13 protein-coding genes are annotated in these 14,555 nt (G+C 73.4%); 7 read left to right on the top strand and 6 right to left on the bottom strand.

The window, feature by feature from the left end; translation table 11 throughout:
- Nucleotides 1-254: 254 nt before the first annotated feature.
- A complete protein-coding gene (locus ACFYPH_RS05670) occupies nucleotides 255-698 on the top strand; it encodes a hypothetical protein (RefSeq protein ID WP_355067876.1) in 444 nt (147 codons plus the stop codon).
- A gap of 82 nt (nucleotides 699-780) precedes the next feature.
- Here the strand turns inward: ACFYPH_RS05670 and frr are convergent, their stop codons facing one another.
- From frr to ACFYPH_RS05645, 5 genes are all read right to left on the bottom strand, one after another.
- Nucleotides 781-1,338, bottom strand: coding sequence for a ribosome recycling factor (gene frr / locus ACFYPH_RS05665; protein ID WP_354856362.1), 558 nt, complete (start codon nucleotides 1,336-1,338; stop codon nucleotides 781-783).
- An 82-nt stretch (nucleotides 1,339-1,420) separates the two neighbouring features.
- Nucleotides 1,421-2,188 (bottom strand): UMP kinase, encoded by a 768-nt coding sequence (gene pyrH, locus ACFYPH_RS05660; protein ID WP_354856364.1) that lies wholly within the window; start codon nucleotides 2,186-2,188, stop codon nucleotides 1,421-1,423.
- A gap of 162 nt (nucleotides 2,189-2,350) precedes the next feature.
- The gene (tsf, locus tag ACFYPH_RS05655) at nucleotides 2,351-3,178 is read right to left on the bottom strand and encodes a translation elongation factor Ts (protein WP_354856366.1); all 828 of its coding nucleotides are present in this window, start codon (nucleotides 3,176-3,178) and stop codon (nucleotides 2,351-2,353) included.
- 136 nt (nucleotides 3,179-3,314) lie between these two features.
- Nucleotides 3,315-4,226, bottom strand: coding sequence for a 30S ribosomal protein S2 (gene rpsB / locus ACFYPH_RS05650; protein ID WP_387179223.1), 912 nt, complete (start codon nucleotides 4,224-4,226; stop codon nucleotides 3,315-3,317).
- A gap of 295 nt (nucleotides 4,227-4,521) precedes the next feature.
- Nucleotides 4,522-5,649: a hypothetical protein gene (locus tag ACFYPH_RS05645; protein ID WP_387179220.1), complete on the bottom strand. Its 1,128-nt coding sequence runs from the start codon at nucleotides 5,647-5,649 to the stop codon at nucleotides 4,522-4,524.
- Nucleotides 5,650-5,864: 215 nt separating this feature from the next.
- Between ACFYPH_RS05645 and ACFYPH_RS05640 the strand changes: the two genes are divergently transcribed.
- From ACFYPH_RS05640 to ACFYPH_RS05620, 5 genes are all read left to right on the top strand, one after another.
- Entirely contained in the window at nucleotides 5,865-6,224 is a 360-nt protein-coding gene (locus ACFYPH_RS05640) for a YraN family protein (protein ID WP_354856371.1), read from the top strand.
- A gap of 30 nt (nucleotides 6,225-6,254) precedes the next feature.
- Nucleotides 6,255-7,775 carry a YifB family Mg chelatase-like AAA ATPase gene (locus tag ACFYPH_RS05635; protein WP_355133387.1) on the top strand — a complete coding sequence of 507 codons (1,521 nt, stop codon included), beginning with the start codon at nucleotides 6,255-6,257 and terminating at the stop codon, nucleotides 7,773-7,775.
- Nucleotides 7,772-8,959: a DNA-processing protein DprA gene (gene dprA, locus ACFYPH_RS05630; RefSeq protein WP_363936745.1), complete on the top strand. Its 1,188-nt coding sequence runs from the start codon at nucleotides 7,772-7,774 to the stop codon at nucleotides 8,957-8,959. The genes ACFYPH_RS05635 and dprA overlap by 4 nt, the downstream gene beginning before the upstream one ends.
- Before the next feature lie 1,366 nt (nucleotides 8,960-10,325).
- The gene (locus ACFYPH_RS05625; RefSeq protein WP_354856430.1) at nucleotides 10,326-11,333 is read left to right on the top strand and encodes a tyrosine recombinase XerC; all 1,008 of its coding nucleotides are present in this window, start codon (nucleotides 10,326-10,328) and stop codon (nucleotides 11,331-11,333) included.
- Between the two features lie 44 nt (nucleotides 11,334-11,377).
- The gene (locus tag ACFYPH_RS05620; RefSeq protein WP_387179215.1) at nucleotides 11,378-12,559 is read left to right on the top strand and encodes an aminotransferase class V-fold PLP-dependent enzyme; all 1,182 of its coding nucleotides are present in this window, start codon (nucleotides 11,378-11,380) and stop codon (nucleotides 12,557-12,559) included.
- Here ACFYPH_RS05620 and ACFYPH_RS05615 read toward each other — a convergent pair.
- The gene (locus ACFYPH_RS05615) at nucleotides 12,493-13,179 is read right to left on the bottom strand and encodes a M23 family metallopeptidase (RefSeq protein ID WP_363936741.1); all 687 of its coding nucleotides are present in this window, start codon (nucleotides 13,177-13,179) and stop codon (nucleotides 12,493-12,495) included. The two genes, ACFYPH_RS05620 and ACFYPH_RS05615, sit on opposite strands and share 67 nt — an antisense overlap.
- A 225-nt stretch (nucleotides 13,180-13,404) precedes the next feature.
- On the opposite strand from ACFYPH_RS05615, the gene ACFYPH_RS05610 reads away from it, so the two are divergent.
- Complete coding sequence (locus ACFYPH_RS05610; RefSeq protein ID WP_363936738.1) at nucleotides 13,405-14,532, top strand: sulfite oxidase; 1,128 nt, start codon at nucleotides 13,405-13,407, stop codon at nucleotides 14,530-14,532.
- The last annotated feature ends 23 nt before the right edge of the window (nucleotides 14,533-14,555 follow it).

Here is a 14,555-nt window from a genome sequence, read left to right as displayed (position 1 = left end):
CCTGACCGCCGGGGCCCCTCCGGGGGTCGCGGTGAGCGAGATCCGGCGAGTCGCCGCGCTGCCACGACGGCGGCGGCCGCACGGCGGCCCGAGAACCGCGCCCACCGTCCGCACGAGCACCGGCGGTGCATCGACGCCTATCCGACCGAGCATCCGGGCGAACAGGGGATGACCCGCGCTACCCGTCGGTGGTCGGCTGTCGGTGTGCTGGCGTCCGCCGGCGGTTTCCACCACAGCAGCGGGGAGGAACGTTCGTGCGCAGAATCAGCCTGGCGGTGCTGACGATGGTCGCCCTCGTCCTGACGGCGGCCCCACCGGCCACCGCGGCGACGCGGAACGCCAGCATCAGGATCGACCACCGCACCAGCGAGATCTACCTGTACGACGGGAGTCCCGACGGCACCGGGCCGGCGTTCCCGGCCGCCACCGCCCGGGGGGAGGTGCGCAACTGCCCGACCGGCGTGTACTTCCTGTCGGCGTCGCTGACCCAGGACGGCCTGCCGACCTACTGGGCCACCGGCGGCCTCGGCGCCGGCGAGATCGTCTGCGACGGTGGCACCGCCAGCATCTCGATGGGCTTCTACCGGGGCGGCCCGGTGCTGCACCCGGGTCGGGCCACCGTGCGCTTCGAGCTGCACGACGCGTACGTCGGAACGACCCTGACCGAGACGACCCGTACCGTCCGGATCCCCCGCTGACGCGCAGACGGCACGAGGCCCGTCCCCGGATCGGGGGCGGGCCTCACGTCGGCTGCTCACCCGGCGGACGCCGGGTCGGGCCTCAGACCTCCAGCAGCTCGGTCTCCTTGTGCTTGACCAGGTCGTCGATGCTGGCGACGTAGCGCTGCGTCAGGTCGTCCAGTTCCTTCTCGGCGCGGCGACCGTCGTCCTCGCCGGCCTCGCCGTCCTTGACGATCCGGTCCAGCTCCTCCTTGGCGCGGCGGCGGACGTTGCGGATGGCCACCTTGGCCTCCTCGCCCTTGTGCCGGGCCACCTTGATCATGTCGCGGCGGCGCTCCTCGGTCATCTGTGGGAGCAGGATGCGCAGCTGGTTGCCCTCGTTGTTCGGGTTCACCCCGAGGTCCGAGTCGCGGATCGCCTTCTCCATCGCGTTGATCTGCGAGTTGTCGTACGGCTTGATGATGGCCATCCGCGGCTCGGGAACCGCGATGGACGCCATCTGCGTCAGCGGCGTGGGCGTGCCGTAGTAGTCGATGATGACCTTGGAGAACATGGCGGCGTTGGCGCGACCGGTACGGATGGCGCCGAACTCCTCCTTGGCGTGCTCAACCGCACGCTCCATCTTCTCCTCGGCCTCGAGGAGGGTGTCGTCGATCACCGGTCTCCTCGCCTCCTTCTGTGCTCGTCGTGGGCCTTGCTGAAAGTCGTCAGACCGCTGCTGCCGTCGCCACCGGCGGGGCTCAGGCGGTGATCAGGGTGCCGATCTTTTCGCCACCCACCGCGCGGATGATGGTGTCGTCACCCTGCGCGCCGAAGACCAGCATCGGCAGGCCGTTCTCCATGCAGAGGCTGAACGCAGCCGCGTCGGCCACCCGCAGGTTGCGGCGCAGCACCTCGGAGAAGGTGATCGAGTCGAGCTTGCTGGCGGTGGGGTCGATCCGGGGGTCGGCGGTGTAGACGCCGTCCACGCCGTTCTTGCTCATCAGCACCACGTCGGCCCGGATCTCCAGCGCCCGCTGGGCGGCCACCGTGTCGGTGGAGAAGTACGGCATCCCGGCGCCGGCGCCGAAGATGACCACGCGGCCCTTCTCCAGGTGCCGGATCGCCCGCAGCGGGATGTACGGCTCGGCGACCTGGGCCATCGTGATCGCGCTCTGCACCCGGGTCTCGATGCCCTCCTTCTCCAGGAAGTCCTGAAGGGCGAGGCAGTTCATCACGGTGCCGAGCATGCCCATGTAGTCGGCGCGGGCCCGGTCCATGCCGCGCTTCTGCAGCTCCGCCCCGCGGAAGAAGTTGCCGCCGCCAACCACGACGGAGACCTGTACGCCGCGGCGGACCACGGTGGCGATCTGTCGGGCGATGGCCTGGACGACGTCCGGGTCGACGCCGATCGCGCCGCCACCGAACACCTCACCCGAGAGCTTCAGCACCACCCGGCGGGCCCGTCCCGGCGGCGGCGCCGTCGGATCGTCCACCGCCAGCGTCCGGTCACTCACAACCTGCGTCATCCGCCCCGCCTTCCCCCACGCGCACGCCCCGCGCGACGCGTTACCGCGAACCTGCCGCTGCCGACCCTATGTGACGAGGAGGCCGCGGTGCCTGTCACGTACACCGGCGGCCTCCTCGTCGACGTCTTGCGCCCACGGGCGCGCGCGGCGCCCGGTGGCGGCTCAGGCCTGGCCGACCTCGAACCGCACGAAGCGGGTGACCTCGATGCCGGCCTCGGCCAGCACCTGCTTCACCGTCTTCTTGTTGTCAGCCACGGACGACTGCTCGATCAGGACGTAGTCCTTGAAGAAGGAGTTCACCCGACCCTCGACGATCTTCGGCAGGGCCGCCTCGGGCTTGTTCTCCTCGCGGGCGGTCTGCTCGGCGATGCGCCGCTCGGACTCGACGACCTCGGCCGGAACCTCGTCCCGGGTGAGGTACTTCGGCCGCATCGCGGCGATCTGCATGGCGACACCACGGGCGTCAGCGTCGCCCGCTTCGTCCGACTTGCCGGTGTACGACACCAGCACGCCGACGGCCGGCGGCAGGTCCTGCGCCTTGCGGTGCAGGTAGACCGCGGTGGTGCCCTCGACCTTGGCGAACCGGTTGAGCACCAGCTTCTCGCCGATCTTGGCGGACTGCTCCTGGACCAGGTCCGCGACGACCTTGCCGTCCAGCTCGGAGGCGAGCAGCTCCTCGGCGTTGTTCACGCCGGAACGCTCGCCGTGCTCCACCAGCTGCTGGGCCAGCGCGATGAACGACTCGGTCTTGGCGACGAAGTCGGTCTCGCAGTTGAGCTCGAGCAGCGCCTTGCCGGAGTGGGCGACCAGGCCGTTGGCGGCCGTACGGCCGGCCCGCTTGCCGACGTCCTTGGCGCCCTTGACGCGCAGGATCTCGATGGCCTTGTCGAAGTCGCCCTCGGCCTCGGTCAGCGCCTTCTTGCTGTCCATCATGCCGGCGCCGGTGAGGTCGCGGAGCTTCTTGACGTCCGCGGCGGTGATTTGGGACATGGCTCTCTCTTCGGTGTTGAGACGGCGTGTGGATGGTCAGAGGTGCCGGTTACCCGGATCCGGGCGGATCGTGCCCGGCGTACCGTCGCTGCCCGCCGTCTTCGGAAAACGGACGAACGGGCAGCGACGGTGCGGGTCACTCCGCGGTGACGGCCGCCGGCTGCTCGGTGGCGGCCTGCGCCGGCTGCTCCGGAGCGGGCTGCTCGGCGGCGGCAGCGGCGGGCTGCTCGGCGGGCTGCTCGGCGGCAGCGGCCGACTCGTCGGCCTTCTTCGGCTCCAGCAGCTCGCGCTCCCACTCGGTCAGCGGCTCGTCGCTCGCGACACCCTCGGGCTTCTCGTCGTTGCCCCGACGACGGCCGGAACGCGCGATCAGACCGTCCGCGACGGCGGCGGCGACGACCCGGGTCAGCAGCTCGGCGGAGCGGATGGCGTCGTCGTTGCCCGGGATCGGGAAGTCGACCTCGTCCGGGTCGCAGTTGGTGTCGAGAACGGCGATCACCGGGATGCCCAGCTTGCGGGCCTCGTCGACGGCGATGTGCTCCTTCTTGGTGTCGACGATCCAGACCGCGGCCGGCAGCTTCTGCATGTCCCGCAGACCACCCAGCGTGCGGGTCAGCTTGATCTTCTCGCGGGAGAGCTGCAGGGTCTCCTTCTTGGTGTAACCGGCGGCGGTGCCGCTGAGGTCACCCAGGCCCTCCAGCTCCTTCATCCGCTGGAGCCGCTTGTACACCGTCTGGAAGTTGGTCAGCATGCCACCGAGCCAGCGGTGGTTGACGTACGGCTGACCGACCCGGGTCGCCTGCTCGGCGATGGCCTCCTGGGCCTGCTTCTTGGTGCCGACGAAGAGGATGCTGCCACCCTCGGCGACGGTCCCACGCACGAACTCGTACGCCTTCTCGATGTAGTCGAGAGTCTGGCGCAGGTCGATGATGTAGATGCCGTTGCGCTCGGTCATGATGAAGCGCTTCATCTTCGGGTTCCAGCGCCGGGTCTGGTGCCCGAAGTGGACACCGCTCTCCAGCAGCTGACGCATGGTCACGACGGCCATGGTTGGGGTACTCCTCAAGATCCCTGGTTGTCACGCCCGGCCGGTGGCCGGGCGTCCTGGCGCCTGGTCGCCGGCCCATGGTGGGCCCGATCAAGATCGGGACCAGGGAGGCCGTCGCTTCACGACGATTCGTGAAGAGGGCGCGCGAGGTCGACCGCGCGAGGCGGTCGCCAGTTGGCCAGTGTACGCCCCTCCCCCGCCCGACGGCCCCCGGGTGCGCGCGGGCGGGCGGCCGGGCCGGGCTGTCGGGCTGCCCCGCGGGGCGGCCGGGCCGGGCGGGGCGGCTGGGCGGGGATCAGCCGGCGGCGAGGGCGGCGGCGACGAAGAGCACCAGGCCGACGGTCAGGTACGCCGTGGGAGGGCGCAGCCAGCCCCGTCCGCTGTCGGAGAGCGCCATTCCGCCGGTTTTGAGCCCGTACAGTCCCGATGCGAAGATCGGCAGCGCGGCGACCAGGCAGATGCCCACCACGACGTTGCCGGCGTCCAGCGGGTCGCCGGTCACGCCCGCCAGCAACACCCGCAGCGCGGGGACCTCGAAGATCAACGCCAGCAGGGCGAAGAGCGCGGCCAACGCCGGGCGACGGGTCCGGTAGACACCGTCTGCCGGCTGGGGGTACACCGGCGGCTCGCCGGCGGGCAGGTCGGGCCGCGGGCCGATCCCCGGCATCGGGCCGGTCGGCATCTCCAGCGGGTGCGGCTGCTCCCCGCCGCCCCGGTTCGGCTCGATGATCGGATATCCGGCGAGCGGGGCGGGCCGAGCCTGGTCGGCGAGCACACCAGCCGCTGGCCCGACATCTCTGCCGGCCGCTGACCCGGCGTCTCGGGCGGCCTCCGGCGTGGCGTCTCGCGCCACCTCCGGCGCGGCGGGGCTCAGCGACTCTCGGGCGGCTCGGCGGCCGGGCAGCTCCCCGGAGATCTCCGAGGGGTCCCGATCCGCCCTGCGCGAGCGGGTCGCCCGGTAACCGTCCCCGTCCGTACGCGCGTCACCCAGCGGGTCGACCGCGCCGAAGCGTCCAGAGTCGGCCTCGCCGCTGCCGAACATCCCCGCTTGGGCGTCGACGGCGCCGAACCGCCCGGAGTCCGACTCGGGCGGGCCACCGAACCGGCCCGCGTCCACGGCGCCGAAGCGGCCCGAGTCCGACTCGGGCGGGGCGCCGAACCGGCCCGTGTCCACGGCGCCGAAGCGGCCCGAGCCCGGCTCCGGGGTTGCGCCGAAGCGCGTCGAATCCGGCTCCCGGCGTCGGCCGACGCCGGTGTCCTCGACGGATCGACCGTCTTCGCCGCCGCGCTGCTCGGGGATCTCGCTGTCCCGGTATCGCGGCTCACCCGCACCGCGCCACTCGGAATCGCCGTAACCGCGACCCCGCTCGTCGGGATACCAGCGCGACTCCTGATCTTCCGGAAAGCTCCGTCGTCCGTCCACGTCAGGCACCGTATGCGACCGGCCACGCCCGCGCCATTTCGGCCCGGCCGGCCGCCAGCGATCAGCGGGGAGGCGTGCGGCACGGCGTCCGGGTCGGGGTCGCCGCATAGCACAGCCCGGGCTTGATCGTCCGGTTGTCCACAGGACACCCGTCGTCCACAGCCGGGCCGTCGTGGGGTCGCGACGCCCGCCCTCGGACGGGCACCGTCGCGGCCATGACGAAGCGGAACCAGGCGGTCGGCGCGTACGGCGAGCGGTGCGCCGCCCGGCACCTGAGCGAGGCGGGGCTACGCCCGATCGTCCGGAACTGGCGCTGCCCGCAGGGCGAGATCGACATCATCGCCTGGGACGGGCCGGTGCTCGCGTTCTGCGAGGTGAAGACGCGTCGGGGCGACGTGTTCGGCACACCGGCCGAGGCTGTCGTACCGGCCAAGGCCCGTCGCCTGCGCGGGCTCGCCGCGATCTGGCTCGCCGAGACCGGCACGAGCGCCGACGAGGTGCGGTTCGACGTGCTGTCGGTACGACTGCCCGCCGCCGGTCCCGCGCAGGTCGATCACCTCAAGGGCGCGTTCTGAGATGCGCCGCCGACGGATCGGTGACGCGTCATGAGCTACGCGAAGGTGCTCTGCGTGGGGCTGGTCGGCGTCACCGGCCACCTCGTCGAGGTCGAGGCGGACCTGGCCGCCGGCCTGCCGGCCGTGGTGATCTCCGGCCTGCCGGACACGGCCCTGCACGAGGCCCGCGACCGGGTCCGGGCCGCCGTGGTCAATTCCGGCCAACGCTGGCCGAACCGGCGGATCACGCTGAACCTGCTGCCGGCCACGCTGCCGAAGTTCGGCTCGGCGTTCGATCTGGCCATCGCCGCCGCGCTGCTGGGCGGCTCGGGTGAGCTACCGCTGCTTCCGCTGGAGGGGGTCGTGGTCCTCGGCGAGTTGGGACTGGACGGGACGGTCCGGCCGGTGCGCGGGGTGCTGCCGATGGTCGCCGCCGCGGCCAGGGCCGGCGTCGAACGGGTCATCGTGCCGACCGGCAACGCCGCCGAGGCCGCGGTCATCCCCGGCGTACGGGTGCGGGCGGTGGACACGCTGCACCGGCTGGTCGCCTTCGTGCGCGACGGCAGCCCGCTGATCGAACCACCGCCGGACGCCCCGGCACCGGTTCCCGGCGGCCCCGACCTCGCCGAGGTCGCCGGGCAGGAGCTGGGCCGGCGGGCGCTGGAGGTCGCCGCGGCGGGCGGGCACCACATCGCGCTGCTCGGCCCTCCAGGCGCCGGCAAGACGATGCTGGCCGAGCGGCTGCCGTCACTCCTGCCCGAGCTGGACGACGACGCGGCGCTGGAGGTGACCGCACTGCACTCGGTCGCCGGGCTCCTGCCACCGGGTGGTCAACTGCTGCGCCGCCCGCCGTTCCAGGCACCGCACCACACGGCCACGATCCCGTCCCTCGTCGGCGGCGGTTCCGGGCTGGCCCGCCCCGGCGCGGTGTCGCTGGCCCACCGCGGGGTGCTCTTCCTGGACGAGGCGCCGGAGTTCAGCAAGGGCGCGCTGGAGGCGCTGCGCCAGCCACTGGAGCACGGCCGCATCCAGCTGAGCCGCAGCGGGGGCGGCACCGAGTACCCGGCCCGGACCCAACTGGTACTGGCCGCCAATCCGTGCCCGTGCGCGAAGCCGTCCGGCGACGCGTACTGCGAGTGCTCGCCGCTGGTCCGCCGTCGCTACCTGGGCCGGCTCTCCGGGCCGCTGCTCGACCGGATCGACGTGCAGGTGCGGCTGATGCCCGTACGGGCGGCGGAGCTGATGGCGTCCGTCGGCGACGCCGAGTCCTCGGCCACGGTCGCCGCCCGGGTCGCGGCGGCCCGCCGCGCGGCGGCCAACCGCTGGGCCGGCCTCGGGCGGCGACTCAACGCCGAGGTGGACGGCCCGCTCCTGCGCCGCCCGCCGTGGCGGCTACCGGCGCTGGTCACCGCCGAGCTGCGCGGCCGACTCGACTCCGGCTCGCTCTCGGCACGGGGCTTCGACCGGGTGATCCGGATGGCCTGGACCATCGCGGACCTGGACGGCCGGGACCGGCCGGACCGCGACGACGTACGAGAGGCGATCCAACTACGGACGGGGGAGGCGGCATGAGCGCCGACGAGGAGAGCAGACTGGCCCGGGTGGCGCTGACCTGGTTGGCCGAGCCGGGCACCCGGGCGGTGCACCAGCTGGTCGACCGACTCGGTCCGGTGGCGACACTGGATCTGTTGCTCGACGGCGGCAGCCCCGACGGCTGGCTGCACAGCACGGTGGCCGCCCGGTCAGCCGCCGGTGACGCGCGGGCGGTCGCCGCCGAGGCGTTGGAGCGGGCCGACCGGCTCGGCGCCCGCCTGGTCACCCCCGACGACGCGGAGTGGCCGGCCCGGGTGGCCGGCCTGAAAACGCTCCGGCTGCCGGACGCCACCCGCCGGGTGGACGGTGAGACCGCGCCGCCGCTCTGCTTCTGGGTACGCGGAGCCTGGCCGCTGGGCGAGGCGCTGGAGCGCTCGGTGGCGGTGGTCGGCGCGCGGGCGGCCACCGGTTACGGCCAGCACGTCGCCACGGAACTGGGGTACGGGCTGGCCGAGCGGGACTGGACCGTGGTCTCCGGCGGCGCGTTCGGCATCGACGCGGCAGCCCACCGGGGTGCCCTCAACGCGGGCGGGTTGACCGTCGCGGTGCTGGCCTGCGGGGTGGACCGGCCGTATCCCATGGGCAACACCGCGCTCTTCGACCGGATCGCCGACACGGGGCTGCTGGTCAGCGAGTGGCCACCCGGCGCCGAGCCGCTACGCCCCCGGTTCCTGATCCGCAACCGGGTCATCGCCGGGGGCACCCTCGGCACCGTCGTGGTGGAGGCGTCGGCGCGCAGCGGCGCGACGCAGACCGCCCGACGGGCCATCCACACCGGACGGGTCGCGATGGTCGTGCCCGGGCCGGTGACCTCGGCGATGTCCGTCGGCGCACACGAGTTGCTCCGCGAGCGCTCCGAGGTGCGGCTGGTCACCGGGGTGGCGCACGTGCTCGAGGAGGTGGGCCGGGTCGGCGCGGACCTGGCCCCGCTGGCCCGTGGCCCGCAGCGGCCGACCGACGCGTTGGACGACGACGCCCGATCGCTGCTGGAGGCGTTGCCCCGCCGGGGCGTACGGGGAGTGGACGCGCTCGCCGCCCGCGCCGGCGTGAACGTGCGTACCGCGCTGCGCAAGCTGTCGCTGCTGGAGGAGCTGTCCATGGTGGTGCGCCGCGACGACGGCTACGCCCTCGCCCCGGCCACCACACCGAAGGGCGGCGGATAAGCAACGAACCGCCACGGCGCACAGTCATGGGTGTGGCGACACCGGCACCAGTGTGGACTGCGGCGGCGGATACTCGGCCGTGCGGGGGCCATCTCCGCCGTCCGACGGATATGCGTGAGTCCCCGACCGGAGGAACGAAAGCTCGGCGTTACTGCGCTATAGCGGGAACCGGCCGGCATTGCGGAACCGGTTGATCGCGAGGTGCCGGACCCAGCCGAGGAAGCGGGCGTACATCTCGACTGGGTTCGGGGGCTCCGGGTAAAGCCCGCACAGGTCCCGGGTCGCCTCCCCCAAGCAATCAGCCATGTCGACCGCCAGTAACCGGGGCTCGTCGGCGTATTCGCCGGCCAGATCGGCGCGGGCTCGACCACACGGCCAGGGCTGGGCATCCGCCGCGCAGAACCAGAACGGTCGGACCGGGGCGTGCCGCTGAAGGTCGCTCACCGCTGGATTCCCCGGTACCGAACCGGCGACCAGCGGCTCAACCGGCGCAGGGGTGGATGCGCGTTGTTCAGGACCGAGTTCACCGAGCCGAAGACCACCCCGGGTGCCCGCTGGGACCCGCTCAGTTAGTCGGTTTAGTTCGTCGTCTGGTGCCACGTCAACCTCCCGGGTCGGGGTCGGAGGGGCACCCCCGCCCGCCGCGAAACTCGCCACCGGGCGGGGACGAGGAGTAGGTCCTTCCGCCCGTCCGGAGGCCCTCCCGAGACACGGAGCGGCCCCGGGGCGGTAGCCGCACCCGGGGCCGTCTCCCTGCCTTCGGGGGACCGAAGCGGCGGCCGGGCTTCCCGCGCTCCGTCACGGCGGGGATCAGCCACTCCACGCCGCCGCCGGCTATCTGCCGCTTCAGGCGGACCAGCTCCAGGTCCGTCCCGCCACCTTAAGGCCTAGACAAATAATTCCTAACCTTTGCTGCGGCGGTTGGCGCAGCCGGCGGCCGGCGGTGACCCTCGGTCACCTCCGTGGGGGCGGATGCGGTCGTAAGCGGTATACCTCAGAGTCATATTCATACCTCTGAGGTATACCGCTCAACAGCACATCGACACGACGGGCAGCCACAGCGGATGACCGGCGCCCTTCGCCGCAGCCCCAGCCCCGTCTTGAGTTAGGACTTATTCGTCTAGGCGAAAGCTGTCGTTGCTGAAGGGCCGTCCATGGTGGTGGCCGCGACGACGGCTGCGCCCTCGCCCCGGCCACCAAGCCGAAGGGGCGGCGCATAAACGGACGAACTGCCCCAGTGCACGGGCGTGGTGGCGACACCGGCACCATCGTGGCGAACGCTGCGCGGCTCTCGGCCGTACGCTGGTGCCGTGCCAACTGTCAGTGGGGGTGCAGCCATCGCAACGCCGCCATCGGCGCGGCGGCGGTGAGCCGGTCCACCCGGGGCACCCGGGCCACCCACCAGGAGCTGCCGCCGGCGCTGCGGGACGCGGTCGACGACTTCGCCGAGCACCTCTCCCGGGTCCGCAACCGGTCGGCCCACACCGTCCGCGCGTACGTGACCGATGTGGTCGCCTTGCTCGACCACGCCGTCCGGATGGGCTGCCTGGAGGTGGCCGAGCTGGACCTGTCGGTGCTGCGGAGCTGGCTGGCCCGGCAACGGACCACCGGCGCCGCCCGTACGTCGCTGGCCCGTCGGGCCGCCTCGGCGCGGGCGTTCAGCGCGTGGGCGCACCGCGCCGGGCTGCTCCCCTCCGACGTGGGCGCCGCACTGGCCAGCCCTCGTGCTCACCGGGAGTTGCCCAGCGTCCTGCGCGCCGACCAGGCCGCCGCCCTGGTGGAGGCACCGGCCCGGCAGCCGACGACCGCACCCGCCACGATCACGACGGAAGCCATGACGGTTGCGGCGCCGGACGCGGCCGCCGCCGAGGCGGTGCTGTTGCGCGACCGGGTTCTGCTGGAGCTGCTCTACGCCACCGGCGTGCGGGTCAGCGAGGCGTGCGGGCTGGACCTCGGGGACGTCGACCACGGTCGCCGGGTGATCCGGGTGTTCGGCAAGGGCGGGCGGGAGCGCTCGGTGCCGTACGGGGTGCCCGCGCAGCGGGCGTTGGACGAGTGGTTGCGCCGGGGCCGACCGCTGTTGGCGGGTGCCCGCTCCGGCGACGCGCTGCTGCTCGGGGCTCGCGGTGGCCGGCTCAACCCGACGACCGCGCGACAGATCGTCGGCGGGTACGCCGAGACGGCCGGCCTTCCCCGGACCAGCCCGCACGGGCTGCGCCACTCCGCCGCCACCCATCTGTTGGAGGGCGGGGCCGACCTGCGCGCCGTGCAGGAGCTGCTCGGCCATTCGTCGTTGGCCAGCACGCAGATCTACACCCACGTCTCGGTGGAACGGCTGCGCGCCGCCTACCGGCAGGCACATCCCCGCGCCTGATCAAGGGCCGAGGGGGCGGGTCGCTCGACGGTTACGATCATCGGGTGAGCGTCCCGCAGCCCCCCGAGCCGATCCCGGGCGCCCGCCTGCTGTTCTCCCTGGACCCGGCGGTCAGCCATCTCAACCACGGATCGTTCGGCGCGGTGCCGATCGGCGTGCAGCGAGCCCAGCAGCGGCTGCGCGACGAGATGGAGGCCAACCCGCTGCGCTTCTTCACCCAGGGGCTCGTCGACCGGATCGCGCACACCCGCCGGCACCTCGCCGGGTTCCTGGGCGCCGACCCGGACGGCAGCGCGCTGATCGGCAACACCACCACCGGCGTCGCCGTGGTGCTTCAGTCGGTGGGCCTGCAACCCGGTGACGAGGTGCTCAGCACCGACCACGGGTACGGGGCGGTGAGCCTGGCCATCCAGCGGGAGTGCCGGCGCACCGGCGCGGTCAGCCGCGTCCTGCCGATCCCGCTGGCCGCCACCGACGAACAGATCGTGCAGACCATCCGGGCCGGCCTGCGCCCGGGGCGGACGCGGCTGCTCGTCGTCGACCAGCTCACCTCCGCCACCGCCAGGCTCTTCCCGATCGCCGCCATCGTCGGGGTGGCCCACGAGAGCGGCGTGCCCGTCCTGGTGGACGCGGCACACGCCCCCGGGATGCTGGCCACCACGGTCGCCAGCATCGGCGCGGATTTCTGGGCGGGCAACCTGCACAAGTGGGGGTACGCCCCGCGCGGCACCGCCCTGCTGGCGGTGGCCCCACAGTGGCGGGAGCGGATCGAGCCGCTGGTGGTCTCGTGGGAACAGGAAGCCGGCTTCCCGGCCCGGCTCGAATGGCAAGCCACCCTCGACTACACCTCCTGGCTGGCCGCCCCGGCCGGACTGTTCACACTGCGCAGCCTCGGCGTCGACCGGGTACGGGCGCACAACGCCGCGCTCGCCGCGTACGGTCAGCGGGTGGTGGGGGACGCGCTGGGGGTGGCCCCCGCTGATCTGCCCGACCCCGGCGGACCGGGGGTGGCTCTACGCCTCATTCCGCTGCCGCCCGGCACGGGCACCACGATCGACGCGGCGCGGGCGTTGCAGGCGCGGATCGGCGAGCGGCTCGCCGCCGAGGTCGCGGTGATGAGCTGGAACGGTCGCGGATGGCTGCGGCTCACCGGTCAGGTCTACAACGCCGCCGACGAGTACGAACGGCTGGCCGTGCGGCTGCCGGCGCTGCTCGCCCAGCGCTGACCGTCTCCCGCCCGACCGAGCGGAGGCGGGCGCACCGGGAGCAGTCGCACCGGGCCGAGGCCGAGCAGGGCCAACGGGTCGAGATACTCCTCGCCCCGCCGCAGGCCCCAGTGCAGGCACGCCTCGGCCGGGCAACCCGGATGCCCGGGCAGCAGTTCGCCCAGCGGCGTGCCGGCGGTGACCGCCTGGCCGACGCGTACGACGGGTTGGACCGGCTCGTGGGTGGTCCGCAGCCCGTCGGCGTGCCCCACGGTGACCACCGGTCGACCGGCCACCAGGCCGGCGAAGAGCACGGTGCCCGGCCCGGCGCTGCGGACCACCGCTCCGGCCGGCGCGGCCAGGTCGACGCCGCGGTGGCCAGGCAGCCACGGTCGGGGCGGCGGGTCGAACCGGCGCACCGGACGAGGTGGCCCGTCGACCGGCCAGCGGAACCGCTCGGCGAGCGCTGGGTCGGCGGGCGGGTCGGTCACGGCCGCGACCGGCACGGTCGGCGTCGGTGGTTGGCCGGGCACCGCCGCGACCAGCACCGCCAGCCCGCAGAGCTGGACGGTAAGTGCGAGCGGGAGCGCGGCGCACAGCAGCAGCGTGCGGCGGATCGAGTCGACGGGTGGCGGTCGCATGACGGCAGCCTCCGGCCGAGGCCGACTCGTCCGCCAGCCCGGCCGACGAAGCTGTGGACAACCGGAGGTGCTGTGGACGACCACCGAACGGCTCGATGATCTGTTATGCGAGCGCTGTCCCGGCCCGACGCCAACCGGCCCAGGACACCACCACCGGGCCGCCACGAAGGGCCTAGGCTGGGCCGCGTACGGCGGGTGCCGCCGTCTGCACCGGGGAGGCATCGCATGACCACTGTCGATGACCGGGGGCCGAGGGCGGCCGACGTGAGCGGCCCGTCGCGGCTCGCCGAGCCCGACGAGGCGATCAGTGCCGACGAGTTGCAGCTCGCCGCCCGCAACCACGGCCTTCCGCTGGAGGCGCTGCGGTACGACGTCACCCCGGCCGGGCTGCACTATCTGCTGATCCACTACGACATTCCGGACCTGGATCCGGCGGCGCACGCGCTGACCCTCGCCGGCGCGGTCGACCGGCCACTGACCGTCACGCTGGCCGACCTGCGCGAGCGACCCCGGGTCACCCACCGGGTCACGATGGAGTGCGCCGGCAACGGCCGGGCTCTGCTGCACCCCCGGCCGGTGAGCCAGCCCTGGCTGGTCGAGGCGGTCGGCAACGCCGAGTGGACCGGCACCCCCCTCGCGCCGCTGCTACGCGAGGCGGGCCTGGGCGCGGACGCGGTCGACGTGGTCTTCACCGGCGCCGACCACGGGGTCGAGCGCGGCGTCGAGCAGGACTACCAGCGGGCGCTGCCGGTGGCCGACGCGCTGCGCGAGGAGGTGCTGCTGGCGTACGAGATGAACGGCGCTCCCCTGCTGCCGCAGCACGGCGCCCCGCTGCGGCTGATCGTGCCGGGCTGGTACGGCATGGCGCACGTCAAGTGGCTGCACTCGATCGAGGTCCGGACGGAGCCGTTCGAGGGCTACCAGAACGCGGTGGCGTACCGGCTGCGTCGCGACGCCGACGACCCGGGCGTGCCGGTCACCCGGATCGAGCCACGCGCGCTGGTCCGCCCGCCGGGCTTTCCCGACTTCATGACGCGCCGCCGGGTGCTGCCGCCGGGACCATGCACTCTGGACGGTCGGGCCTGGTCGGGGCATGCCCCGGTGGTCGCGGTGGAGGTGAGCGTCGACGGCGGGGCGAGCTGGGCGCCGGCCGAGCTGGACCCGGCGACGGGCGGGGAGTTCGCCTGGCGGCGGTGGCGGCACGAGTGGACGGCGACGCCGGGTCGGTACGTGCTCAGCGCGCGGGCGACCGACGCGTCCGGGCGGACCCAGCCGGTCGAGCAGCCGTGGAACCGTGGCGGCTTCGCCAACAACCTGGTGCAGCGCGTCGAGGTCGTGGTGCCGGCCGAGTGACCGGCGCGGCGGGCCGCGCCACG

It is taken from the genome of Micromonospora sp. NPDC005252, assembly GCF_042872475.1.
GTDB lineage: Bacteria > Actinomycetota > Actinomycetes > Mycobacteriales > Micromonosporaceae > Micromonospora.
The sequence above is the reverse complement of the archived record's forward strand: the minus strand, read 5'-3'. Positions and strand labels throughout refer to the sequence as shown.